Annotated in this window: 19 protein-coding genes; 10 read left to right on the top strand and 9 right to left on the bottom strand. The window is 73.4% G+C overall.

Features of this window, described 5'->3' with window-relative positions; genetic code table 11:
• Positions 1–148: 148 nt before the first annotated feature.
• The 5 genes from ACFQ8Y_RS21265 to ACFQ8Y_RS21245 all read left to right on the top strand — a co-directional run bounded on the left by ACFQ8Y_RS21265 (position 149) and on the right by ACFQ8Y_RS21245 (position 6,804).
• The gene (locus ACFQ8Y_RS21265; RefSeq protein WP_430586679.1) at positions 149–1,810 is read left to right on the top strand and encodes a glycoside hydrolase family 13 protein; all 1,662 of its coding nucleotides are present in this window, start codon (positions 149–151) and stop codon (positions 1,808–1,810) included.
• Positions 1,811–1,905: 95 nt separating this feature from the next.
• On the top strand, positions 1,906–3,300 hold the full coding sequence (locus ACFQ8Y_RS21260) for an extracellular solute-binding protein (protein ID WP_430549504.1): 1,395 nt from the start codon (positions 1,906–1,908) through the stop codon (positions 3,298–3,300).
• A 2-nt stretch (positions 3,301–3,302) separates the two neighbouring features.
• Positions 3,303–4,271, top strand: coding sequence for a carbohydrate ABC transporter permease (locus ACFQ8Y_RS21255; protein WP_430586678.1), 969 nt, complete (start codon positions 3,303–3,305; stop codon positions 4,269–4,271).
• The gene (locus ACFQ8Y_RS21250) at positions 4,268–5,218 is read left to right on the top strand and encodes a carbohydrate ABC transporter permease (RefSeq protein ID WP_430586677.1); all 951 of its coding nucleotides are present in this window, start codon (positions 4,268–4,270) and stop codon (positions 5,216–5,218) included. Before ACFQ8Y_RS21255 ends, ACFQ8Y_RS21250 begins: the two co-directional genes overlap by 4 nt.
• Before the next feature lie 80 nt (positions 5,219–5,298).
• Positions 5,299–6,804, top strand: coding sequence for a helix-turn-helix domain-containing protein (locus ACFQ8Y_RS21245; protein ID WP_430586676.1), 1,506 nt, complete (start codon positions 5,299–5,301; stop codon positions 6,802–6,804).
• A gap of 123 nt (positions 6,805–6,927) precedes the next feature.
• Here the strand turns inward: ACFQ8Y_RS21245 and ACFQ8Y_RS21240 are convergent, their stop codons facing one another.
• The 3 genes from ACFQ8Y_RS21240 to ACFQ8Y_RS21230 form a co-directional block, all read right to left on the bottom strand.
• A complete protein-coding gene (locus tag ACFQ8Y_RS21240) occupies positions 6,928–7,218 on the bottom strand; it encodes a hypothetical protein (RefSeq protein ID WP_430586675.1) in 291 nt (96 codons plus the stop codon).
• A complete protein-coding gene (locus ACFQ8Y_RS21235) occupies positions 7,215–7,772 on the bottom strand; it encodes a DUF6529 family protein (protein WP_430586674.1) in 558 nt (185 codons plus the stop codon). The genes ACFQ8Y_RS21240 and ACFQ8Y_RS21235 overlap by 4 nt, the downstream gene beginning before the upstream one ends.
• Before the next feature lie 120 nt (positions 7,773–7,892).
• Positions 7,893–9,401, bottom strand: a complete 1,509-nt coding sequence (locus ACFQ8Y_RS21230) for an alpha-N-arabinofuranosidase (RefSeq protein WP_430586680.1) — start codon at positions 9,399–9,401, stop codon at positions 7,893–7,895.
• A gap of 217 nt (positions 9,402–9,618) precedes the next feature.
• On the opposite strand from ACFQ8Y_RS21230, the gene ACFQ8Y_RS21225 reads away from it, so the two are divergent.
• The 5 genes from ACFQ8Y_RS21225 to ACFQ8Y_RS21205 are packed head-to-tail and all read left to right on the top strand — an operon-like array spanning position 9,619 to position 15,986.
• Positions 9,619–10,968: an ABC transporter substrate-binding protein gene (locus ACFQ8Y_RS21225; RefSeq protein WP_430586673.1), complete on the top strand. Its 1,350-nt coding sequence runs from the start codon at positions 9,619–9,621 to the stop codon at positions 10,966–10,968.
• Positions 10,969–11,015: 47 nt separating this feature from the next.
• Positions 11,016–11,969 carry a carbohydrate ABC transporter permease gene (locus ACFQ8Y_RS21220; RefSeq protein ID WP_430586672.1) on the top strand — a complete coding sequence of 318 codons (954 nt, stop codon included), beginning with the start codon at positions 11,016–11,018 and terminating at the stop codon, positions 11,967–11,969.
• Complete coding sequence (locus tag ACFQ8Y_RS21215; protein WP_430586671.1) at positions 11,969–12,871, top strand: carbohydrate ABC transporter permease; 903 nt, start codon at positions 11,969–11,971, stop codon at positions 12,869–12,871. Before ACFQ8Y_RS21220 ends, ACFQ8Y_RS21215 begins: the two co-directional genes overlap by 1 nt.
• On the top strand, positions 12,868–14,892 hold the full coding sequence (locus tag ACFQ8Y_RS21210) for a glycoside hydrolase family 127 protein (RefSeq protein ID WP_430586670.1): 2,025 nt from the start codon (positions 12,868–12,870) through the stop codon (positions 14,890–14,892). The genes ACFQ8Y_RS21215 and ACFQ8Y_RS21210 overlap by 4 nt, the downstream gene beginning before the upstream one ends.
• A 5-nt stretch (positions 14,893–14,897) precedes the next feature.
• A complete protein-coding gene (locus ACFQ8Y_RS21205; RefSeq protein ID WP_430549515.1) occupies positions 14,898–15,986 on the top strand; it encodes a LacI family DNA-binding transcriptional regulator in 1,089 nt (362 codons plus the stop codon).
• On the opposite strand, the gene ACFQ8Y_RS21200 is transcribed toward ACFQ8Y_RS21205, so the two are convergent.
• From ACFQ8Y_RS21200 to ACFQ8Y_RS21175, 6 genes are read right to left on the bottom strand one after another with little or no spacing between them, the layout of a single operon-like run.
• Positions 15,970–17,268, bottom strand: coding sequence for an MFS transporter (locus ACFQ8Y_RS21200; RefSeq protein ID WP_430586669.1), 1,299 nt, complete (start codon positions 17,266–17,268; stop codon positions 15,970–15,972). The two genes, ACFQ8Y_RS21205 and ACFQ8Y_RS21200, sit on opposite strands and share 17 nt — an antisense overlap.
• Positions 17,265–17,885: an ArsR/SmtB family transcription factor gene (locus ACFQ8Y_RS21195; RefSeq protein WP_430549517.1), complete on the bottom strand. Its 621-nt coding sequence runs from the start codon at positions 17,883–17,885 to the stop codon at positions 17,265–17,267. The genes ACFQ8Y_RS21200 and ACFQ8Y_RS21195 overlap by 4 nt, the downstream gene beginning before the upstream one ends.
• A gap of 54 nt (positions 17,886–17,939) precedes the next feature.
• The gene (locus tag ACFQ8Y_RS21190; RefSeq protein ID WP_430586668.1) at positions 17,940–18,635 is read right to left on the bottom strand and encodes a DUF624 domain-containing protein; all 696 of its coding nucleotides are present in this window, start codon (positions 18,633–18,635) and stop codon (positions 17,940–17,942) included.
• On the bottom strand, positions 18,632–20,005 hold the full coding sequence (locus ACFQ8Y_RS21185) for an arabinan endo-1,5-alpha-L-arabinosidase (protein ID WP_430586667.1): 1,374 nt from the start codon (positions 20,003–20,005) through the stop codon (positions 18,632–18,634). The genes ACFQ8Y_RS21190 and ACFQ8Y_RS21185 overlap by 4 nt, the downstream gene beginning before the upstream one ends.
• A 2-nt stretch (positions 20,006–20,007) precedes the next feature.
• Positions 20,008–20,925, bottom strand: a complete 918-nt coding sequence (locus tag ACFQ8Y_RS21180; RefSeq protein WP_430549520.1) for a carbohydrate ABC transporter permease — start codon at positions 20,923–20,925, stop codon at positions 20,008–20,010.
• A 15-nt stretch (positions 20,926–20,940) separates the two neighbouring features.
• Positions 20,941–21,909, bottom strand: a complete 969-nt coding sequence (locus ACFQ8Y_RS21175; protein WP_430549521.1) for a carbohydrate ABC transporter permease — start codon at positions 21,907–21,909, stop codon at positions 20,941–20,943.
• Positions 21,910–21,990: the final 81 nt, after the last annotated feature.

The following is a 21,990-nucleotide window of genomic DNA, read 5'->3' as shown; positions in this document are numbered from 1 at the left end:
ACCTCGTGTCGCCCGGCCGGCCGTTCGCTTGTGCCTGTCTGGGCGTGATGATGTCGCAGTTTGGTAACGCTGCTGTCGACTTCTTGCGTGCTCTACGTCGGCTCATTACTGTCCTGCTCATCGACGACGACGTGGAAGGGGCTCATCGGTGAGCAAGGGGCAGGACGCCGAGTGGTGGCGCAGCGCGGTGATCTACCAGGTCTACCCGCGCTCGTTCGCCGACGGGAACGGCGACGGCACGGGTGACCTCGCCGGGGTGCGACAGCACCTCGGGTACCTCCGGGACCTCGGGGTCGACGCGATCTGGTTCACCCCCTGGTACGTGTCGCCCCTCGCGGACGGCGGGTACGACGTCGCGGACTACCGCGCGATCGACCCGCAGTTCGGCACGCTCGCCGAGGCGGAGGCCCTCATCGCCGAGGCCCGCGCGCTCGGGATCCGCACGATCGTCGACGTCGTGCCGAACCACGTCTCGTCCGCGCACCCGTGGTTCCGCGCGGCCCTCGCCGCGGGCCCCGGCTCGCCCGAGCGCGAGCGGTTCTGGTTCCGGCCGGGCCGGGGCGAGGACGGCGACGAGCTGCCCACCCGGTGGGTCTCCGACTTCCAGGGCACCACCTGGACGCGCACCACCGACCCCGACGGCACGCCGGGCGAGTGGTACCTGCACCTGTTCGCCCCGTCGCAGCCCGACCTCAACTGGGACCACCCCGACGTGCGTCGTGAGCACGAGGAGGTCCTGCGCTTCTGGTTCGACCGGGGCGCCGCCGGCATCCGCATCGACTCGGCCGCGCTGCTCGTCAAGGACCCGACCCTGCCCGAGGTGCCCGAGCACCCGGGGCCCGGGGAGCACCCGCACGTGGACCGGGACGAGCTGCACGACGTCTACCGGTCCTGGCGGGCCGTGGCCGACTCCTACGACGAGCCGCGCGTGCTCGTCGGTGAGGTGTGGCTGCCGGACACCGAGCGCTTCACCCGGTTCCTGCGCCCCGACGAGATGCACACGGCCTTCAACTTCGACTTCATGGCCCGGCCCTGGGACGCCAAGGCGCTGCGGGAGTCGATCACCACGACGCTCGACGCGCACGCGCCGGTCGCGGCGCCCGCCACCTGGGTGCTGTCCAACCACGACGTCACCCGCCCGGTGACGCGGTACGGGCGCGCGGACTCGTCGTTCGCGTTCACGGCCAAGCGGTTCGACACCCCGACCGACCTGGACCTCGGGCGCCGCCGGGCCCGCGCCGCGGCCCTGCTCGTGGCCGCCCTGCCGGGCGCGCTGTACGTCTACCAGGGCGACGAGCTCGGGCTGCCGGAGGTCGAGGACCTGCCGCGCGAGCTCCTCCAGGACCCCATGCACGACCGGTCGGGCGGCGTCGACCCCGGCCGTGACGGGTGCCGCGTGCCGCTGCCGTGGACCCGCCGCGGCGCCTCGCTCGGTTTCGGGCCCGACGACGGCGCGGCGCCCTGGCTGCCGCAGCCGGCGGCGTGGGGCGGGCTGTCCGTCGAGGCCCAGGAGGCGGACCCCGCGTCGATGCTCGCCCTGTACCGCCGGGCGCTCGCGGCCCGGCGCGCGGAGCCCGCGCTGCGGGGCGGCGGCCTGCGCTGGCTCGAGGCGGTCGGTGAGGTCCCGGTCGGTGACGACGTCCTCGCCTTCGCCCGCGACGGCGGCGCGGACGAGCTGGTGTGCGTCGTCAACCTCGGGCCCGAGCCCGTCCCCCTGCCGGCCGGCGCCGACGTCGTGCTGCACAGCGCCGACCCCCGCGAGCCGCTCGTGCGGATCGCCACCGACGTCGCGGTCTGGCTCCGCCCGTGAGGTGCCCCGACCCGACCCCCGACCAGCACCACCGCGGGGACCACCGACGGTCCCCGTCGACGGTCAGACCGACACCGGATCGACAAGGAGTGACGATGAAGTCCACACGAAAGCCGGCCGCGCTCGCCCTGGTGGGCGCGCTCACGGCGAGCACCCTCGCCGCGTGCTCCGGCGGGGGCGACCCCCAGGACGAGAGCACCAACTCGGCGGGTCAGGTCACCCTCTCGGTGGTCTCCCTGCTGCCCGGGTCCACGGAGGAGGCGGTCGCCGCCTTCGAGGACCAGGTCGCGGAGTTCGAGAAGGCGAACCCCGACATCGACGTGCAGCCCGAGGAGTACGAGTGGAAGGCGACGACGTTCGCCGCCCAGCTCGCGGGCGGCACGCTGCCCGACGTGTTCGAGATCCCGTTCACCGACGCGCAGGGCCTGGTCGAGAACGGCCAGCTCGCCGACATGGACGCGCAGTTCCGCGCCCTGCCGTACGCGGAGCAGTTCAACCCGACGATCCTCGAGGCCGGCACGGGGGCCGACGGCCACGTGTACGCGATCCCGGCGAAGAACGCCTACCCGGTGGCGCTGCACTACAACCGCCAGCTCTTCGAGTCGGCCGGCCTCGACCCCGACCAGCCGCCGACCACCTGGGAGCAGGTGCGCGAGTACGCCGACAAGATCGCCGACGCCAACCCCGGCGTCGCGGGCTACGCCACGATGACGCAGAACAACACGGGCGGCTGGCAGCTCACGGCACAGACCGTCGCGCGCGGCGGCCGCACCGTGGAGACCGACGCCGACCAGAAGGCCTCGGCGACCCTCGACAACGCGGGCACGAAGGAGACGCTCCAGTTCCTCCACGACCTGCGGTGGGAGGACGAGTCGATGGGCGGCAACTTCCTGCTCGACTGGGGCAGCATCAACCAGGAGTTCGCGGCCGGCCAGGTGGGCATGTTCACCTCCGGCTCCGACATCTACACCTCGCTGGTGCAGACCAACGCCGTCGACCCGGAGACCTACGGCCTCGCGCCGATCCCGCTGTCCGACGCACCGGAGGCGGCGACGCTCACCGGCGGCACCCTCGCCGGTGTGCCGGCGAACGTCGACGAGGGCGTGAAGGACGCCGCGATCAAGTGGATCGACTTCTTCTACCTCAACAAGCTGGTCGACGAGGACCGCGCCGTCGCCGACGCCGCGACGCTCGCCAAGAACGACCAGCCCGTGGGCACGCCCGTCCTGCCGATGTTCTCGAAGGAGCAGTACGAGCTGAACCAGGAGTGGATCGCGGACTACGTCAACGTGCCGCTCGACCAGATGACGGCGTTCACCGACGCGATGTTCGACCTGCCGCTGGCCGGCGAGCCGTCGCAGAAGACGCAGGAGGTGTACGCGCTGCTCGACCCGGTCGTGCAGGCGGTCCTCACCGACGAGGGCGCCGACATCGACGCCCTGCTCGCCGACGCGAACACGCAGGCCCAGGCGCTGCTCGACCAGGGCTGACCGTGACCGTCACGACCACCTCTTCTCGCGGCGACGTCGCCGCACCCGCGCGGGCGGCCGGCGCCGGCCGCCCGCGCCGGGGCCCGGCCACCTGGTTGCGCGGGGGCGGGCTGCACAGCCTCGTCTTCCTGCTGCCGCTGCTGGTGATCTTCGGCGTCTTCTCGTGGTTCCCGATCGTGCGCGCCGTGATCATGAGCGTGCAGGAGACGAACCTCGTCACCGACCCGACGTTCGTCGGGCTGGACAACTTCCGGCACGTCCTGGCCGACCCGCTGCTGTGGAAGGCCGTCAGGAACACGCTGTACTTCGCGTTCCTCGCGCTGCTGTTCGGGTACCCCGTGCCCCTGATCGCCGCGGTGCTCATGCGCGAGGTGCGACGCGGGCGGGGGCTGTACTCCGCGCTCGCGTACCTGCCGGTCGTGGTGCCGCCCGTCGTCGCCGTCCTGCTGTGGAAGTTCTTCTACAAGGGCGGGCCGACGGGCGTGTTCAACACGATCCTCGGCTGGGTGGGGCTCGGCCCGTACCCGTGGCTGCAGGACGCGTCGTGGGCGATGCCGTCGCTCGTGCTCGCCGCGACCTGGGCCGGCGCGGGCGGCACGGTCATCATCTACCTGGCGGCGCTCACGAGCGTGCCCGCCGAGCTGTACGACGCCTCCGAGGTGGACGGCGCGGGCCTGTGGCGCAAGATCTGGCACGTCACCCTGCCGCAGCTGCGCGGGGTCCTGTTCATCACGCTGATCCTGCAGGTCATCGGCACGGCGCAGGTGTTCCTCGAGCCGTACCTGTTCACCGGGGGCGGGCCGAACAACGCGACCGTGACCGTGCTGCTGCTCATCTACCGGTACGCGTTCCAGAACAGCCTGGGCGGCGACTACGGCGCCGCGACCGCGCTGTCGCTCCTGCTCGCCGCCGTCCTCGCGGTCTTCTCGGTCCTCTACTTCCGGCTCACGCGGTCCTGGAGCACGTCATGACCCTCACGACCACCGACCGCCCCCGCCCGGCGCGCGCCGCGCGCCGTCGCGCCGCGTCGCCGTCCGACGACGGCGACCGCGGCGCGCTGTCCGCCCCCGACTGGCGCCGTCCCGCGGTCCGCTGGGGGATGGGCGGCACGCACGTGCTGCTCCTGGTGCTGCTCGTCGTCGTCGGCCTCGGCCCGATGCTGCTGCTGGCGAAGTACGCCGTCACCCCGACGCAGGACATCCTGCGCACGCCCATGGCGGTCTTCCCGCACGGCATCGCCTGGGAGAACCTCGAGCGCGCCTGGAACGACGTCCAGGTCAGCCGCTACTTCATGAACACCGTGTGGCTGGCGCTCGGGTCGTGGGCCGTGCAGCTCGTGGTCGCGACGACGGGCGGCTACGCGCTGTCCGTGCTGCGGCCGCGCTACGGCAAGGTCGTGCAGGCGCTCGTCCTGTCGACGATGTTCGTGCCCGCCGTCGTGCTGCTCGTCCCGCTGTACCTGACGATCCTCGACCCGCCGCTGCTGGGCCGGTCGCTGGTCGACAGCTTCTGGGCCGTGTGGCTCCCCGCCGGCGCGAGCGCGTTCAACGTGCTGCTGGTGCAGCGGTTCTTCGACAACCTGCCGCGCGAGGTGTTCGAGGCCGCGCGGGTCGACGGCGCGGGGCCGTACCGGCTGTTCTGGTCGATCGTGCTGCCGATGTCGAAGCCGATCCTCGGCGTCGTGTCCGTGTTCGCCGTCATCGCGGCCTGGAAGGACTTCCTGTGGCCGCTGCTGGTGCTCAAGGACCCGGCGATCCAGCCGCTGTCCGTGCGGCTGCCCGCGATCGAGGCGTCCACCGAGCTGGGCGTCTTCCTCGCCGCGCTGGCGATCTCGACCGTGCTGCCGGTGGCGATGTTCCTGGTCTTCCAGCGGCTGTTCCTGCGCGGCGCAGGGCTCGGGGGAGCGGTCAAGGGCTGACGTTCACCCGCCGTGTCGTTGACGCCTGGATAGTCCGAATGCTGATATATGCCCAGATCAGCGACTCTCGGAGGAACGACGTGACCCAGCACGACCCGACGACCGGCACCCCGGCCGCCGCACGACCCACGGTGCGCTACCGCGGGCGGCACCTGCCGATGGTCGCGGTGGTCGTCGCCGCGACCATCGCGACCGCCCTGGCGTACAGCGGCATGGTGCTCTTCGGCCTGGAGGTGGCGGGGATGTCCCCGGCGGAGGCGTACGCCCTCGCCGGCTTCCTCGAGGTCAGCCTCGTCGCCGTCGCCCTCATGGCGCGCAACGCCGCCCTGGAGGGCCGCCCGTACGGCGTGCTCCTCACCCTGACGTGGATCCTGTCGGGCACGTCGGGCATGTTCGCCGCGCTGCACGAGATCGCCGTGCCGGACGCGAGCACCCCGTACATGGTCGCGTTCCGGTTCGTGCCGCCGCTGGTCGCCGCGCTCATGTGGCACCTGGCGCTGGTGGGCGAGCGCCACCTCGTCACGGGCCACACGCTCGACGAGCGCCGCCGGGAGCACCGCGTGCACCAGTACGTCACCGCCCTCGAGGTGTGGCGCGACGCGCGGCTCGACAGCACCGGGAACCACGCGGGGATGCGCAAGGTGCGCACGGCGCACAGCCGTCAGCGGGCCGCGCGTGACGCCGCGCTGAAGCTGCTCACGGTCGAGGACTTCGAGCGGCGCATGCAGGTCTGGGTGGAGCGGCTCGAGGCCGCCGAGCGGCACGGCAACCGTCTCGACCTCATCGGCGCCAGCTCGATCGAGCGCGGCGTCGCCCGCGGCACGTCCCCCTCCGGCCCGCGCGCGCTGCCGGCGCCCGCGGCCTCGCCCGTCGCGCTGGTCGCGGCCCCGCCGGCGGTGCAGGAGCCGGGCGCCCGCCCGGCGGTCGAGGACGCCGCGGCGGACGCCTTCGCCGACGACCTCCAGGCGGCGCTCACCGGCGCGACGGAGGTCGTGGAGGCGGAGGAGCGACCTGACGTGCCGGTGGACGACGTCACCGTGGCGGCCTGGTTCGACGACCTGGACGAGGACCTGGGGCCCGACCCGTCGCGCGAGCCCGCCCAGGACGTCGTCGCCGAGGACACTGCCGAGGACACCGCCGAGGACATCGCCGAGGACACCGCCGACGTCACCCCGGAGCGGTCGTCCGCGGACGTCGAGGCGGAGGCGGGCCTGCCGGGCACGCGTGAGCCGCTGCCGGAGACGGGGCACACCCGCCGGGTCGAGGTGTTCGACCTGCTGCGGCAGTCGGACCCGGCACTGGGAGACGCGCTCGCCCAGCGGTCCGCGTTCCTCACGGCGCACGGGGGGCCGGCGACGGCTGCGCCTGCCGACGGCACGGAGCCGGCGGACGCGCCCGAGGCGCCCTACACCGCGGAGGAGGCCGCCGACCTGACGGCCGACGCGGCGTTCGACGACCGGGGGGACCGCGACCGCCGCATCGTAGAGCTCGCCGACGACGGGCTCACGCACCGCGAGATCGCCGAGCGCTTCGACGTGTCCCGCGCGACGGTCAGCCGCGTGGTGAGGCGGCACGCCACCGTCTGACGTCCGGTCGTCGGGCGGCTCGTCGGCGCGGCCGTCAGCGCAGCGCCGCGAGCATCGCGCCGACGGTCGCGGCCGCCAGCGCGATCAGCACCAGGGTGGGCAGGCGCTGCCCGAACGGTCGTCTCATCCTCGCCCTCGGCCTTGTCCGCGGTCCTCGTCGTCGCGGTCCTCGTCGCGGTCCTCGTCCTGGTCCGCGTCGTCCTCGCGCCGGTCCTCGAGCTCGTCCTGCTCGTCGTCCAGCCGGTCCTCGAGCTCCTCGCGTTCCTCCTCCGACGGGGGCCCGGACGCGGCGAACCAGGCGAAGCCGCCGACGCCGGCGACCACCGCGACGGCGAGGCCCTCGACGACGTCGCGACGCGACGGCCCCGGCCCGTCCGGGGCGGGGGTGTCGGGGGCGGTGCCGGGGCCGGTCACGCGCCGCCGCCGGCGAGGTACCAGAGCGCCGAGGTGGACCAGACGAGGGCGAGGAGCGCGACGACGAGGCCTCCCAGGAGCGGCAGCACGACGGGCGGCAGGGCGTGCACGCGCAGGGCGAGCATCTTGACCGTGAACGCCCCGTAGAACAGGCAGCCGGCGACGGAGTGCACCAGCACGCGGGAGGTCTCGTCCTCCAGCCCGATCGACCAGACGCACGCGAAGGCCACGGGGAGCGTCAGCCCGAACGCCGCCACGCCGCTCCACCGGTGCAGCAGGCCGACCCAGCTCGGAGCCTCCCGGACGCCCGGCAGCCGGCCGTACATCGCCAGGGCGGAGGCGAGCTGGACCAGGAGGAGCGTGACGGCGGCGGTGGACAGCCACGTCTTCATCTCGAGCATGCTGGTGAACCACAGCGTCAGCAGCGGCGCGCCGTCGCCCGGGTGGGCGTCGGCGTACGCGCCGAGGGCGGCGGCGACGCCCACGCCGGCCGCCGTCGCGGCGGCCAGGGCCCAGCGCCACGTCGCGCGGGGGACCGCGGGGGACTCGCCCATGCGAGTCACAGTGCCCGGTCCGCCGGGTGCCGGCCACCGGACACGACGCCGAACAGGCGGTTGCGCACCTTGTGACACCTCAGGAGGTGCGCAACCGCCAGTTCGGCGTCGGCGGGACGGTCAGGCGCGGGCGAACGTCCCCGCGAAGGCGGTCCAGGACTCCGGCGCGAGGCGCACGCGGGTCGTGCCCGCGTCACCCGGCGTCGCGGCGGAGGCGACGTCGACGACGGACCAGCAGGCCTCGGCGACCTTCGCCGCGTGCTCGGCGCCCTCGACGGCGGGCTCGTGGTCCGCGACCATCTGCCAGCCCTCGATGAGGCCGAGCGCGGCGCCGACGTGGGCCAGCTCCACCTCGACCACCCGGTCGGACCGGTTCGTGAGGAACAGGCCGAGCGAGCCGTCGTCGTCCACGGTCGCGGCGGCCGTGACGACCGGCGCCGTGCCGTGCTGCGCGGTGTCGTACGTCGGCGCGTCCACCCGCACGTCGAGCGCCGTGCCGCGGGCCAGCCGCGACGTCGTCGCGAACGGGTGGAAGGTGGGCTGGCGCCACGCCTCGCCGCCGGGCGCGGTCATGATCGGCGCGATGACGTTGACGAGCTGCGCGAGGCAGGCCACCGGCACGCGGTCGGCGTGGTTGAGCAGGGTGACCATGAGGTCGCCGACCACGACGGCGTCGAGGCCGGAGTAGACGTCCTCGATGATGCGCGGGGCGTCGCGCTGGATCGGCAGGTTCTCCTCCCCGCCGAATCGGGTCGTGTTGTACCAGACGTTCCACTCGTCGAAGCTGATGGTGATCGCCTTGTCGCTGCGCCGCTCCGCGCCGACGGCGTCCGCCGAGGCGACGACGCGGTCGATGAAGCGGTCCATCGCGGTGCCCGACGCGAGGAATGACGCGCGGTCGCCGTCGATCTCCTCGTAGTAGGCGTGCATGGAGATGTGGTCGACCAGGTCGTAGGTGTACGACAGGACGGTGCGCTCCCACTCGCCGAACGTGGGCATCTGCATGGACGACGAGCCGCACACGATCAGCGAGATCGACGGGTCGACGAGCTTCATGGCCTTGCCGGCCTCGGCCGCGAGCTTGCCGTACTCGTGGGCGTCCTTCTGCCCGATCTGCCACGGGCCGTCCATCTCGTTGCCGAGGCACCACAGCGTCACGCCGTAGGGCTTCTCGCGGCCGTTGGCGATGCGCAGGTCGGCCCACCGGGTGCCGGCCTCGCCGTTGCAGTACTCGACCAGGGCGGCGGCGGCCGCGACGCCGCGGGTGCCGAGGTTGACCGCCATCATCGGCTCGACGCCCTCGCGCTCCGCCCACTGCAGGAACTCGTCGGTGCCGACGAGGTTGGGCTCGACGGTGCGCCACGCGAGGTCGAGGAACGGCTTGCGCTGCTCGACGGGGCCGACGGCGTCCTCCCACACGTAGTTGGAGACGAAGTTGCCGCCGGGGTAGCGGACCATCGGCACGCCCAGCTCGTGGACGAGGTCGGCGACGTCGCGGCGGAAGCCGTGCTCGTCGGCGGTGGGGTGGCCCGGCTCGTAGATGCCGGTGTACACGGCGCGGCCGAGGTGCTCGACGAACGAGCCGAACAGACGGCGGTCGACGGCGCCGCGGCGGAAGTCGGGGTGCAGGGTGACGCGGGCGCCGGCGGCGGCGGGGGCCTCGTCGGGAGCAGTGGTGTCGGGGCGGGCATCGGTCTGGGGAGCCGTCAAGGGTCTCACGTTCCTCGTCGAAGTGGGCGATGGTGAAGCCACCGTGTACAACGATGTAGAGTCAACCACGGTCGCCGCGCGCGGCACCAATCGGCCCAGGAGGATCTGGGTCCGGACGACTCGAGGAGGAATCGGCATGCGCAGAGGCTTGCGACGCGCCGTGGCGGCGACGGCCGCCGGGCTGGCCGGCCTGTCGCTCGCGGCGTGCGCGCCCGGGGGCGACGCGGGCTCGGCGAACAACACGAGCTGCACCAACGAGATCACCAAGCCCGACGCCACCCGCGTCACCCTCTGGGCCTGGTACCCCGCCGTCGAGCAGATCGTGGACACGTTCAACGCCCAGCACGACGACGTCCAGATCTGCTGGACCAACGCGGGCCAGGGCGCCGACGAGTACGGCAAGTTCTCCACCGCCCTCGAGGCGGGCACCGGCGCTCCCGACGTCATCCAGCTCGAGTCGGAGATCCTGCCGACGTACACGATCCTCGACGGCCTCGCGGACCTCGCGCCCTACGGCGCGGCCGACCTGGAGGACCAGTTCCCGGCCGGCGCCTGGTCGGACGTCTCCAGCGGCGGCTCGGTGTTCGCCGTGCCGGTCGACGGCGGCCCCGTGGGCATGCTGTACCGGGCCGACATCTTCGAGAAGTACGGCGTCGAGCCGCCGACCACCTGGGACGAGTTCGCCCAGGCAGCGCAGGACCTGCGCGACGCCGGCTACGACGGCTACATCACCAACTACGCGACGAACGGCGGCGCGTTCAACTACGCGCTGTTCGCGCAGGCCGGCTGGGCGCCGTTCGACTACGACCCGGCCCGGCGCGACCAGATCGGCATCGACGTCGACACCCCCGAGGCGCGCCAGGTCCTGTCCTACTGGGAGGACCTCATCGACCGCGGCCTCGTGGCCAGCGACGACGCGTTCACCAGCGACTACAACACGTCCCTGGTGGACGGCACGTACGCCGTCTACATCGCCGCCGCGTGGGGGCCGGGCTACCTCGAGGGGCTGTCGGACGCCGACTCCGGCGCCGAGTGGAAGGCCGCGCCGCTGCCCCAGTGGGACCCGGCGGACCCGGTGCAGGTGAACCAGGGCGGCTCGGCGCTCGCCGTCACCTCGCAGGCCACGGACCCGGAGGCGGCCGCCACCGTCGCCATGGAGCTGTTCGACGACGAGGAGACGTGGAAGATCGGCGTCGAGGACGCCGGCCTGTTCCCGCTGTGGAACCTCGCGCTCGACGCGCCGTGGTTCACCGACCGCCGCTACCCGTTCTTCGGCGGCCAGCAGGTCAACCGCGACGTCTTCCTCGACGCCGCCGCGCAGTACCCGGGGTTCACGTTCAGCCCGTTCCAGGTGTACGCCTACGACCGCCAGACCATGGCCCTCTACGACATGGTCGAGGGCGGCTCGACCGCCGCCGACGCGCTGGCGACCATCCAGGACAGCCTGGTGCGCTACGCCGAGCAGCAGGGGTTCACGGTCCGATGACACGCCCAGAGACGACACGCACGGAAGCGACCGGAGGGAGCGCCTCGATGGCCTCGACGACGACGCAGGCGGCTCCCGCGCCCGCCCGGGCCGGGAGCCGGGGCGGTGGGCCGAGCCTGCTGGACACGAAACGACAGTGGTGGGGGTGGCTCTTCCTCGCCCCGTTCACGATCGTGTTCGTGCTCTTCCTGCTGGTGCCGCTGGCGTACGCCTTCTGGCTCAGCCTGCACACCAAGGGCATCGCGACGGGCGGCGAGAGCGTCTTCACCGGCGTCGCGAACTACGTGCGCGTGTTCACCGACGCGGACTTCCTGTCCGGCATGGCACGCGTGGGCCGGTTCGTGCTCGTCATGGTGCCGATCCAGATCGGCCTCGCGGTGGCGATCGCGCTCGTGCTCGACACGCTGGCCACCCGGCTGTCGAAGGCCTCGCGGCTGCTGGTGTTCGTGCCGTACGCGATCCCCGCGGTCATCGGCGCCCTCATGTGGGGCTTCCTGTACAGCCCGCGGTTCGGCCCCGCGAACGACGTCTTCGGGCTCTTCGGCCTGGCCGCGCCCGACTTCCTCAGCCGCGACCTCGTCTTCGGCTCCCTGGTCAACATCGTGACCTGGCAGTGGGTCGGCTACTACATGATCATCGTCTACGCCGCGCTGCGGGCGATCGACCCGTCGGTGTACGAGGCGGCCAGGCTCGACGGCGCCGGGAACTGGGCGATCGCGTTCCGGATCAAGATCCCGATGATCGCGTCGTCGATGGTGATGATCGTGGTGTTCGCGCTCATCGGCACCCTGCAGTTCTTCACCGAGCCGACGGTGCTGCGGTCGGTCGCGCAGGGCGCGATCCCCACCACCTACACCCCGAACATGTACGCGTACTCGATGGCGTTCTCCTACAGCCAGTTCAACTACGCCTCCACGATCGCGTTCGCGCTGGGGATCCTCGTGTTCATCGGGTCGTACGTCTTCCTGTACGCCACCCGCAAGCAGAGCGGACTGAAGTGATGACGACGGCGACGACGCAGCAGACCTCCCCGCGCCGGGCCGGACAGCGCCGGACCGGACAGCGCCGGATCGGCTCCCACCTGTTCCTGCTCCTCGCGGTGCTCTACTTCGTCGTGCCGCTGTGGTGGCTCGTGGTCGGGTCCACGAAGTCGAACAGCGGCCTGTTCGTGGGCTCCGGCGGCGCCCTGTGGTTCAACGACGAGTTCGCGCTGTGGGACAACGTGAAGCAGCTGTTCACCTACCAGGGCGGCATCTACTGGACGTGGATGCGCAACTCGTTCGTGTACGCGATCGTCGGCGGCGTGGGCTCTACGGTGCTCGCCGTGCTGGCCGGGTACGCCCTGGCCAAGTACCGGTTCCGCGGCCGCAACCTCTACTTCTCGATGCTGCTCGGTTCCGTGATGGTGCCGCTGACGGCGCTGACGATCCCCACGTTCGTGCTGCTGAGCCAGCTCGGCATGATCAACACGATGTGGGCCGTGATCCTGCCGTCGCTGCTCAGCCCGATCGGCGTCTACCTCGTGCGCGTGTACGCCGTGGACGCCATCCCGGACGAGATGCTCGACGCCGGACGCGTCGACGGCGCGGGGGAGCTGCGCCTGTTCTTCCGCGTCGCCCTGCCGCTGCTGCGGCCGGCGTTCGTCACGGTGCTGCTGCTGACGACCGTCGCGACGTGGAACAACTTCTTCCTCCCGCTGGCGGTGCTGCGCGACCCGCAGCTGCTGCCCGTCACCGTGGGCATCAACCAGTGGCAGACGCTGTCGAACGCGGGCGCGGGCGGCGAGCAGGTGTGGAACCTCATCACCACCGGCGCGCTGGTGTCGATCCTGCCGCTGATCGTGGCGTTCCTCGCCCTGCAGAAGTACTGGCAGGGCGGGCTGTCCCTCGGGTCGATCAAGTGACGCGCGACGGCGCCCCGGGCGGGGCGGGGCCCGTGGGCGGCGCGCTGCCCGCGGCGCGCACCCGCCCGCTGCCCGCGGGCGCGGTGCGGCTCGGGCCGGCCGGCGTGCTCGGGCGGTGGCAGGAGCGCAACGCCGCCGCGACCCTGCCGCACTGCCTGACGGCGCTCGAGACGTCGGGGGCGCTGGACAACCTGCGCCGCCTGCTCGACCCGGCCGACCCCGAGCATCACGACGGCCCGTACCGCGGCTTCAACTTCGCGGACTCCGACGTGCACAAGACGCTCGAGGCGGTCGCCTGGGAGTCGGCCCGTGCCGGCGCCCCGCGGCACGAGGAGGAGGCGCGGCGCGTCGTCGACCTGCTGCGCCGGGCCCAGGCGCCGTCGGGCTACCTGGACTCGCACGTGCTCGGCGCCCCCGCCGGGTCCGGCGGCGCGCCGTCCGCCGCCCCGTACGCCGACCTGCGCTGGGGACACGAGCTCTACGTCCTGGGCCACCTGGTGCAGGCGGGGATCGCGCGGGCGCGCGCCACGGGCCAGGACGACCTCCTCGACGTCGCGATGGCGTGGGCGGACGACGTCGTGGCCCGCCTGGCCGACGGCGAGGAGCTCGTGTGCGGGCACCCGGAGGTCGAGTCGGCGTTCGTGGAGCTCTACCGCGAGACGGGCGACCCCGCGTACCGCGAGGCGGCCCGGCGGATGCTCGACCTGCGCGGGCACGGCCGCCTCGGCTCCGGCCCGTTCGAGCCGGCCTACCACCAGGACGCGACGCCGGTGCGCGCCGCGGACGAGGTGGCCGGGCACGCCGTGCGGCAGCTCTACCTGCTGGCGGGCGTCGTCGACCTCTATCTCGAGACGGGCGAGGACGCGCTGCTCGCGGCCGCCGCGCGGCAGTGGGACGACGCGCACGGGCGCCGCACCTACGTCACCGGCGGGATGGGGTCGCGGCACAAGGACGAGTCCTTCGGGGACCCGTACGAGCTGCCGCCCGACCGCGCGTACGCCGAGTCGTGCGCCGGGGTGGCGAGCGTGCTCTGGGACTGGCGGATGCTGCTCGCCACCGGCGAGGCGCGGTACGCGGACTCGCTCGAGCACGCCCTGCTCAACGTGGTCGCGGCGGCCACCTCCACGGACGGCACGGCCTTCTTCTACTCCAACCCGTTGCAGGTGCGCACCGGCCACGACGGGACGGACGAGTACCAGGCCTCCGGCCGGCGCGGCTGGTTCGCCTGCGCCTGCTGCCCGCCCAACCTGGCCCGGCTCGTCGCGTCGCTGCACACGATGGTCGCCACCCGGGACGCCGAGGACGGCGCGCTCGCCGTGCACCTGTACGGCGACGCCGACCTCGACGTCGCTCCCGAGGCCGGGCTCGGCGCGGGGGAGGGCGTGCGCGTGCAGGTGCGCACCGGCTACCCGTGGGACGGCGACGTCCACCTCGCCGCGGACGAGCCGTCGCCGGTGCCGCTCGCGCTGCGGCTGCCCGGCTGGGCGGACCCCGGGCGCACCCGGCTGGAGGTGGACGGCGAGGCCGTCGACGCCGCCACGGCGCTCGACGCGCGCGGCTACCTGAGGGTCGGCGCGGGCGCGCGCCGCGTGCGGCTGAGCCTGCCGATGGAGCCGAGGGCGCTCGCCGCGCACCCGCACGTCGACGCCGCGCGCGGCTGCGTCGCCCTGGCCCGCGGGCCCGTGGTGCACTGCCTGGAGCAGGTCGACCACCCCGGGGTCGTCCTCGAGGACGTGACGCTCGACCTCGCCGCCGGCCTCGAGGTGGGGCCGCCGGACGACGACCTGGGCGTGGGGGCGACGCTGCTCGGTGCCGGGCGCGCGACGCCGTCCGCGGGGCTCGCGCTCTACCGCACCGTGGACGGCGACGCGGCGTCCGACGACGCGCGCGGCACCGTGGAGCTGCAGGTCCGGGCCGTGCCCTACGCTGTGTGGGGCAATCGAGGAGAGGGTCCGATGCGGGTCTGGGTCCCGGCCGCGGCATCGGCGCGGCCCGGCGACCGAGGGCGGTCGGGAAGGTGAGCGGCATGCGCGTGACCATGCACGACGTGGCCCAGCGGGCCGGCGTGTCGATCAAGACGGTGTCGAACGTCGTCAACGGGTATCCGCACATCCGGCCCGAGACCCGCCGGCGCGTCGAGGAGGCGATCGAGCACCTCGGCTACCGCCTCAACACCACGGCGCGCAACCTGCGCACCCAGCGCACGGACATGATCACGCTCGCCGTGCCGGAGCTGCGGCTGCCGTACTTCGCGGAGCTCGCGGACTCCGTGATCCGCTCCGCCGAGGAGCAGGGCCTCACCGTGCTCATCGAGCAGACCGGGTCGGTGCGCGAGCGCGAGATCGAGCTGCTCGACGGCCGGCGGCGCCACCTCACGGACGGCGTGATCTTCTCGCCGCTGGCGCTCGGCCAGGACGACGTGGAGCTGTTCGCGGTGGACTTCCCGCTCGTGGTGCTGGGCGAGCGCGTCTTCGACGCCCCCGCCGACCACGTGACGATGAACAACGTGGCCGCCGCCCGCGCCGCCACCCTGCACCTGGCGTCGCTGGGCCGGAAGCGGATCGCCGTCGTGGGCGCGCACGAGGGCGAGCTGGTCGGTTCCGCCGCCCTGCGCACCGAGGGCTACCGGCAGGGCCTGGAAGCCGCCGGGCTCCCGTACGACCCGGCGCTCGTCTCCGAGGCCGGGCTGTGGCACCGCTCGACCGGGTCGGAGTCCATGGCCCGGCTGCTCGACTCGGGCGTCGAGATCGACGCGGTCTTCGCCCTCAACGACGCGATGGCCCTGGGCGCGCTGCACGCGCTGCACGCCCGCCGGATCGAGGTGCCGGACGACGTCGCGCTGATCGGCTTCGACGACGTCGACGACGTGCGCTACTCGGTGCCGACCCTCAGCTCCGTGGACCCGGGGCGCGAGCAGATCGCCCGCACGGCGGTGGACCTGCTCGTCGAGCGGATCGCGGGCGGCGACGAGCGCCCGTTCCGCCGGGTGATCCCGGACTCGCGGGTCGTGGGCCGCGAGTCCACCGGCGACGCCGCGGAGGGCATGGAGAAGGTGGTGGCCGTGCAGCCCGGGGGCAACGAGGAGATCGTGTCGCCGGTCAGCGCGACGGCGTGACGACCCGCGGCATCTCCCGCGGTGCCGGCATCTCCCGCAGGCCGCGCAACGGGCTGCGCAGCGCGCTGAGGCAGGCGGCACAGTGCACGGCCGCCATGAGCAGCACGGTCTCGCGCACGCCCAGCACCTCGCCCAGGGCGCCCGCGGCCAGCCCGGCGAGCGGCATCGTGCCGAAGTTGACGAACTGGCTCGTCGTCACGACGCGGCCCATCAGCGGCTGCGGCACGTAGCGCTGCCGCCAGGCCCCGCGCAGCACGTTCCCGGAGACCACCGCGAGCCCGACCAGGAAGAGGCCGGCGACGGTCCACGCGACCCGCGCGCCGCCGCCCCCGAGCCCGACCAGGAGCGCGGGGGGCCCGCCGGCGACGATCAGCAGCACCGTGGCGCGGGCGCTGCCGAGGCGCCGGCTGAGCCAGGTCGCCACGGTGGCGCCGAGCAGCCCGCCGCACGCGCCGACGGTCATCACGACGCCCAGCGCCGAGGGGCCCAGGCCGACGGTGTCCACGAGGAACAGCACGAGCAGCGCGGTGTACCCGGTGAGGCCGAAGTTGGAGATCCCGCCGACGACGACGAACCAGCGCAGGTAGCGGTCGGAGGCGACGAACGCCACGCCCTCGCGGATGCGCACCCGCAGCGGGGCGGTGGGCGGGCGCTCGGGCCGGCGCACGGGACGGACGCGCCAGAGGCACAGCGCCGAGACGAGGAAGCTCGCCGCGTCCAGGGCCAGTCCGGCGGCGGCGCCGAGCGCCTGGGCCATGGCGCCGCCGATCCCCGGCCCCGCCACCTGCATGCCCGACTCGGTGCCGAGCAGGCGCGCGTTCGCGGCCTCGAGCTGCTCGTCGGGCACGACCTGGGGGAGGAGCACGATGTAGGCGGTGCGGAAGAAGACCGTGCTGACGCCCGCGGCGAGCGCGGCGCCGACCAGGTGCGGCAGGGTCAGCGCGTCGAGCGCGGCCGCGACGGGCACGCTGCCGATGGCGACGGCGGCCACCAGGTCGGCCGCGATCATCACGGCCCGCGCCGGGAGCCGGTCGACCCACGCGCCGGCGGGCAGGCCGATCACGAGCCACGGCAGCCACGCCGCCGCGGTGAGCAGGCCGACGACGGCCGCCCCGGCGTCGAGCTCGAGCACCGCGACGAGGGGCAGCAGCACCGACGTGGTGGCGTTGCCCAGCACGCTGACGCCCTCCCCGAACCAGAGCCGGCGGAACCCGCGGTTGCGCGCCAGGGGGACGGTGCCGGTGCCGGCGGGGACGACCCGGTGGCCTGCCGCGGCGGTCATGGCTGCGCGGGGAACCCGCGGCCGAAGACGAGCACGGGCTCGCGCTCGACACCGTCGTCCGGCTGCGGGCGCTCGGCCCACCGCACGAGGACGGCCGTGATCTCCTCGCCGAGCGCAGCGAGCTCCTCCGGGGACAGGTGCACCCAGGTCTCGGTCGCGAACGCGGCGCCGTCCCACTCGGGCGCCGACCCGGCGTTGGCCTGCCACTCCCGGACCCGGTCGAACTGGCGCTGGAGGTGGAGCGCCTCGGCGGCCTGCGCGGCGGTCACGGCGGCGGCGTCCGCGGCGAACTCCTGACGCGACCAGCGCAGCCGTGGCGCGACGAGGCGCCACCAGCGCTCGCGTCGGTCGCGGGCGAGCTCGGGGGCCTCGGCGACGAGGCCGGCGTCGTGCAGCACCTTGAGGTGGTGGCTGGCGCTGCCGACGGCCTGCCCCGTGCGGCGGGCGAGCGCGGACGCGGTGGAGGGTCCGTCGACCTTGAGCGCGTCCATGAGTCGCGCCCGGTAGGGGTTGGCGAGGGCGGCGAGCGCCTTCGCCTCGGTGACGGTGCGCACCGCGTGCGGGTCGGGTGCGCCGTCCTGCGGGGTGCCCTCGGTGGGGGCGGGTGGCTGCGTCATCCCGCCACCGTAGACCCACAAGAGGTGTTGTACAAGAGTTCTTGTGGAACTCGTTCAGGCCGCGGACCCTCCCGAGACCTGGGCGTCGATCCGGTCGAGCCGGTCGGCGGCGAGGCGGCCCGTGGCCCACAGCCAGAAGCCCGGGACCACGAGGACGGCCAGCAGCGGCAGCGCCCAGGCGGCCACGAGCAGGGCCGCGGCCACGACGAGGATCGCGACCGACGTCGCCGGGGCGAGCAGGGGGAGCAGCAGCAGGAGGCGCCAGGTCGCCACCGGCCCGCTCGCGTACCGCGCGACCACCACAGGCCAGCAGGCGAGGACGACGGCGCCCCACGCACCGACGACCACCAGGCCGCCGGTGAGGACCGCACGCCCGGGCCCGCCGAGCAGGTCCGAGCCGTCGAGCAGGCCCAGCGCCCCGGCGTCGAGCCACAGCAGCCCGGCGACCGCCCAGACGGGAGCGAAGAGTGCGGCGGTGCGGCCGAACCCGTCGCGCCACGTACGCCAGAACGTGCGCCAGGGCGTGGGCTCCGCCGTCATCCGGGCGGCGACGACCCCACCCGCCCGCAGCGCCGGGCCGAGGCCGAGCAGCACGCCGCCGGCGAGGGCGCCCAGCACCACCATGGCGGTGACCTCGACGAGGAGGGTCGCCCAGCGCAGCGCCAGCATGACGCCGCCGGCCCAGCCGGGCACCTCGGCGTCGGCCACGGCGGTGCGCACCGCCGCGCGGTCCGGCACGGGGGCCGTCACGGGAGCCTCGTCGCGAGGGTGACGCGGCCCGCGTCGTCGAGCGCCTCGAGGCACAGGGTGGCGCGGTCGCGCACGGCGTCCCACGCCGGGTGCACGACGGCGGACACGGCCGCGCCGTCGGGTGCGGTCCAGGCGAACCGCCCCCCGCCCAGGGACCGCACCGCGGCCCGGGCCTCCAGCGGACCCGCCGCGCCGTCCTGCACGCGCGTCGGGTCCGTGCCCGGGGTGAGCTGCTCCCACGTGCCGTCGAGGACGGCCGGGTCGGAAGGCCAGCGGGAGACGTCGTCCACCTCGCGCTCGGCACCCGCCCACGGTTGGGGGGCGACGAGCGGCCAGCCGTCGTGCGTCCACACGAGCCGCCGTAGCTGGAGCCGGTGCTCGGTGGGGGCGTCCGCGTCGCGCACGTGGTGCACCAGCAGCTGGCGCACGTGCGAGCCCGCCTCGGGGGCCGTGGCGGGGACCCGCTCCGTGAGCACGGACGCGTGGCCGGGAGCCAGGATCCCGGGACCGCCGGCGAGCCGGTGCCCGGACAGCACGGGCACGCCGACCGTCCACGGGTCGGCGTCGACGTCGGTCATGAGGCGACCGGCGCGGTCACGGTACGGGCCCGGGACGGCGTCGCCGACGGCGGACCGGAGGTGATAGCTGCCCGCGAGCGAGTCGTACGAGACGAGCAGCGCCCATCCGCCGCCGGGCCGGGGGAGCACGAACGCCCCCTCGACCGCGCCGTCGGCCGCCCGCGCCCGGCGCGCCAGCAGGCGGCCCGGTGCGGCGTGCAGCTCGCCCAGGGCGGGCGCGAAGCCGTCCGCCACGAACCCGGTCGCGCCGTCGAGCGGGAGCACGTGGATCCCGCCGAAGAACGACCCGTACACGAGCCACTGCGTCCCGTCCGGCTCGATCACGACGTTCGCGTCGATGGCGTTGGGGTGGCCGAGCCCCGCGGGCGGGTCGGCGTGGTCGCTCGCCACGACGACGCCCCGGTCGGTCCACGGGCCGGCCGGGTGCGGCGCCTCCGCCAGGCCGATCGCCGAGCGGCGCGAGCCGAAGGTCGACGCCGAGTAGTACATCCGCCACGTCGTGCCGGCCGGCGTCTCGACACGCACGACCTCGGGCGCCCACAGGCCCTCGGCGCCCGACCACGCCGCCGCGGGCGCGGGGACGCCGGGCAGCGCCCACCCGTGGAAGTCCCACGTCACGAGGTCGGCGGAGCGTCGCACCTGGACGCCGCCGCGGACCGGGCCGTCGGAGCGCGCGTCCGTGGAGAAGAGCCAGTAGACGCCGTCGTCGTCCCGTACCGCGGTGGGGTCGTGCACGTGGCGCCCGCCCCAGGCGGCGGTGTCGGGCGGCGTGGCCGTGTCGGTCTGGGTCATCATCAGCCCTTCGTGCCGGTGAGCGCGACGGACTCGATGATCTGCCGCTGGAAGATCAGGAAGACCACGAGGATGGGCAGCACGGCGACGACGGACGCGGCCATGATCAGCGGGTAGTCGCGCTGGGTCGCGTACTGGACGTTCATGTTGGCGATGACGACCTGCAGCGTCTGCCGCTCCGGCGTGTTCAGGTACAGGATCGGCGCCAGGTAGTCGTTCCAGACCGCCATGAACCAGAGGATGAACTGGGCGGCGACCGCCGGTCGGATGATCGGCATGATCATGCGCCAGAAGATCTGCCAGTACGACGCCCCGTCGATCTTGGCCGCCTCGACCAGGGAGTCCGGCACGCTCGACAGGTACTGGCGCAGGAAGAAGATCATCACGATGTTGCCGAAGATCGCGGGGACGATCAGGGGCCACAGCGTGTCCACCCAGCCGATCTTCGAGAACATCACGAACTGCGGGATCATGATCGTCGGGAACGGGATCATGATGCCGGTGAGCAGGCCGATGAAGATCGCGTTCTTGAACGGCATCCGCATCTTGGCGAGGGCGAACGCCGCCAGCGAGCAGGTGAACGTCCCGATCACCGTGACGCTGAGCGACACGACGAGGCTGTTCTTGATGCCGTCGAGGACGTAGGAGTCCGTCCACATGCGGACGTAGGTGTCCCACTGGGGCACCTCCGGGATCCACACCGGGGGCAGGGCGAAGACCTCGAGCTTCGTCTTCAGGGAGGTGGAGAGCATCCACACCAGCGGGGCGATCATGAAGACCGCGCCCGCCGCGAGGACGATCCACACGACCGTGTCGGTGAGGCGCGAGCGTGCCGTGCGGCCGAGGCGCGCGCCGGGCGGGGTGCCGGTCAGGGTTCCGGGCGGGGTGCCGGGCGTGATGTCGGGCGTCGTGGTGGTCATGGTGTCTCCCGGGCCTCAGTCGACGACGAAGCCGGCGTTGCGCCGGTTCAGCCGGAACTGGATGAGCGTGATGACGAGGATGAGGAGCCCGAGCACCACCGACATCGCGGTGGCGTAGCCCATCTGCTGGTACCGGAACGCCTGCAGCCAGATGTGGTAGACGACCGAGGCCGTCGAGTACTCCGGCCCGCCGGTGGGCGTCATGATCTGGATCTCGATGAAGATCATCGCGCCGCCGATGACCTGCGTGACGATGAGGAAGAAGGTCACCGGCTGCACCATCGGCAGCGTGATGGAGCGGAACTTCTGCCAGCCGCCGGCGCCGTCGAGCTCGGCCGCCTCGTAGAGGGAGCGGGGCACGGACTGGATCGCGGCCAGGTACAGCAGCATCGAGTACCCGAGCCCCTTCCAGACCGCCATCAGGATGATGGCGGGCTTGGCCCAGAGGGGGTCGGCCAGCCAGTTCGGGCCGTCGATCCCGAAGAGCCCCAGGAACTGGTTCACCAGACCGAAGTCGCCGTTGTACGCCCACTGCCACAGGATCGCGATCGCGGCGATGGACGAGATCACGGGGACGTAGTAGATGGCCCGGAACGCGGCGCGACCGAAGATCTTCCGGTTCATCATCACGGCGAGCGCCAGCGAGATCGCGAGCCCGATCGGGATGCCGATCATGTAGAAGAACGTGTTGAAGAGGGTCTGGCGGAACCGCTCGTCGCCCAGCAGGGCGACGTAGTTGTCGAGCCCGATGAACTGCATCGGCCCCAGTCCGTTCCACCGCGTCAGCGACGCGTACAGCGCGAAGAGGGTGGGGTAGAGGATGAAGAGCAGGTAGCCGAGCACGGGCGCGGCGACGAAGAGCAGCGCCCACCTCTTCTCGGTGCGGTGGAGCCGCGAGGTCCCGCCGCGTCGTGGCGGCGCGGGAGCGGGGTCCGGCGCCGGGGGGCGGGTGCCGGCCGTGGCCGGCGTGGCGGTGGACGTCATCGCAGACTCCTTCGTCCAGGGACGTGCGAGGGGGACGTGCGGGGGCGGGGCGCGGTGCGGCCGCCCGGGAGGGGCGGCCGC

The organism is Isoptericola sp. NPDC056605 (genome assembly GCF_042792795.1).
In the GTDB taxonomy this organism is placed as follows: domain Bacteria; phylum Actinomycetota; class Actinomycetes; order Actinomycetales; family Cellulomonadaceae; genus Isoptericola.
The sequence above is the reverse complement of the archived record's forward strand: the minus strand, read 5'-3'. Positions and strand labels throughout refer to the sequence as shown.

Excerpts from the sequence above, each read along its gene's own strand:
- ACFQ8Y_RS21260 (WP_430549504.1), top strand. The coding sequence starts at position 1,906 with ATGAAGTCCACACGAAAGCCGGCCGCGCTCGCCCTGGTGGGCGCGCTC.
- ACFQ8Y_RS21250 (WP_430586677.1), top strand. The coding sequence starts at position 4,268 with ATGACCCTCACGACCACCGACCGCCCCCGCCCGGCGCGCGCCGCGCGC.
- ACFQ8Y_RS21235 (WP_430586674.1), bottom strand. The coding sequence starts at position 7,772 with ATGGGCGAGTCCCCCGCGGTCCCCCGCGCGACGTGGCGCTGGGCCCTG.
- ACFQ8Y_RS21225 (WP_430586673.1), top strand. The coding sequence starts at position 9,619 with ATGCGCAGAGGCTTGCGACGCGCCGTGGCGGCGACGGCCGCCGGGCTG.
- ACFQ8Y_RS21200 (WP_430586669.1), bottom strand. The coding sequence starts at position 17,268 with ATGACCGCCGCGGCAGGCCACCGGGTCGTCCCCGCCGGCACCGGCACC.
- ACFQ8Y_RS21205 (WP_430549515.1), top strand. The coding sequence starts at position 14,898 with ATGCGCGTGACCATGCACGACGTGGCCCAGCGGGCCGGCGTGTCGATC.
- ACFQ8Y_RS21195 (WP_430549517.1), bottom strand. The coding sequence starts at position 17,885 with ATGACGCAGCCACCCGCCCCCACCGAGGGCACCCCGCAGGACGGCGCA.
- ACFQ8Y_RS21175 (WP_430549521.1), bottom strand. The coding sequence starts at position 21,909 with ATGACGTCCACCGCCACGCCGGCCACGGCCGGCACCCGCCCCCCGGCG.
- ACFQ8Y_RS21180 (WP_430549520.1), bottom strand. The coding sequence starts at position 20,925 with ATGACCACCACGACGCCCGACATCACGCCCGGCACCCCGCCCGGAACC.
- ACFQ8Y_RS21220 (WP_430586672.1), top strand. The coding sequence starts at position 11,016 with ATGGCCTCGACGACGACGCAGGCGGCTCCCGCGCCCGCCCGGGCCGGG.
- ACFQ8Y_RS21185 (WP_430586667.1), bottom strand. The coding sequence starts at position 20,005 with ATGACCCAGACCGACACGGCCACGCCGCCCGACACCGCCGCCTGGGGC.
- ACFQ8Y_RS21215 (WP_430586671.1), top strand. The coding sequence starts at position 11,969 with ATGACGACGGCGACGACGCAGCAGACCTCCCCGCGCCGGGCCGGACAG.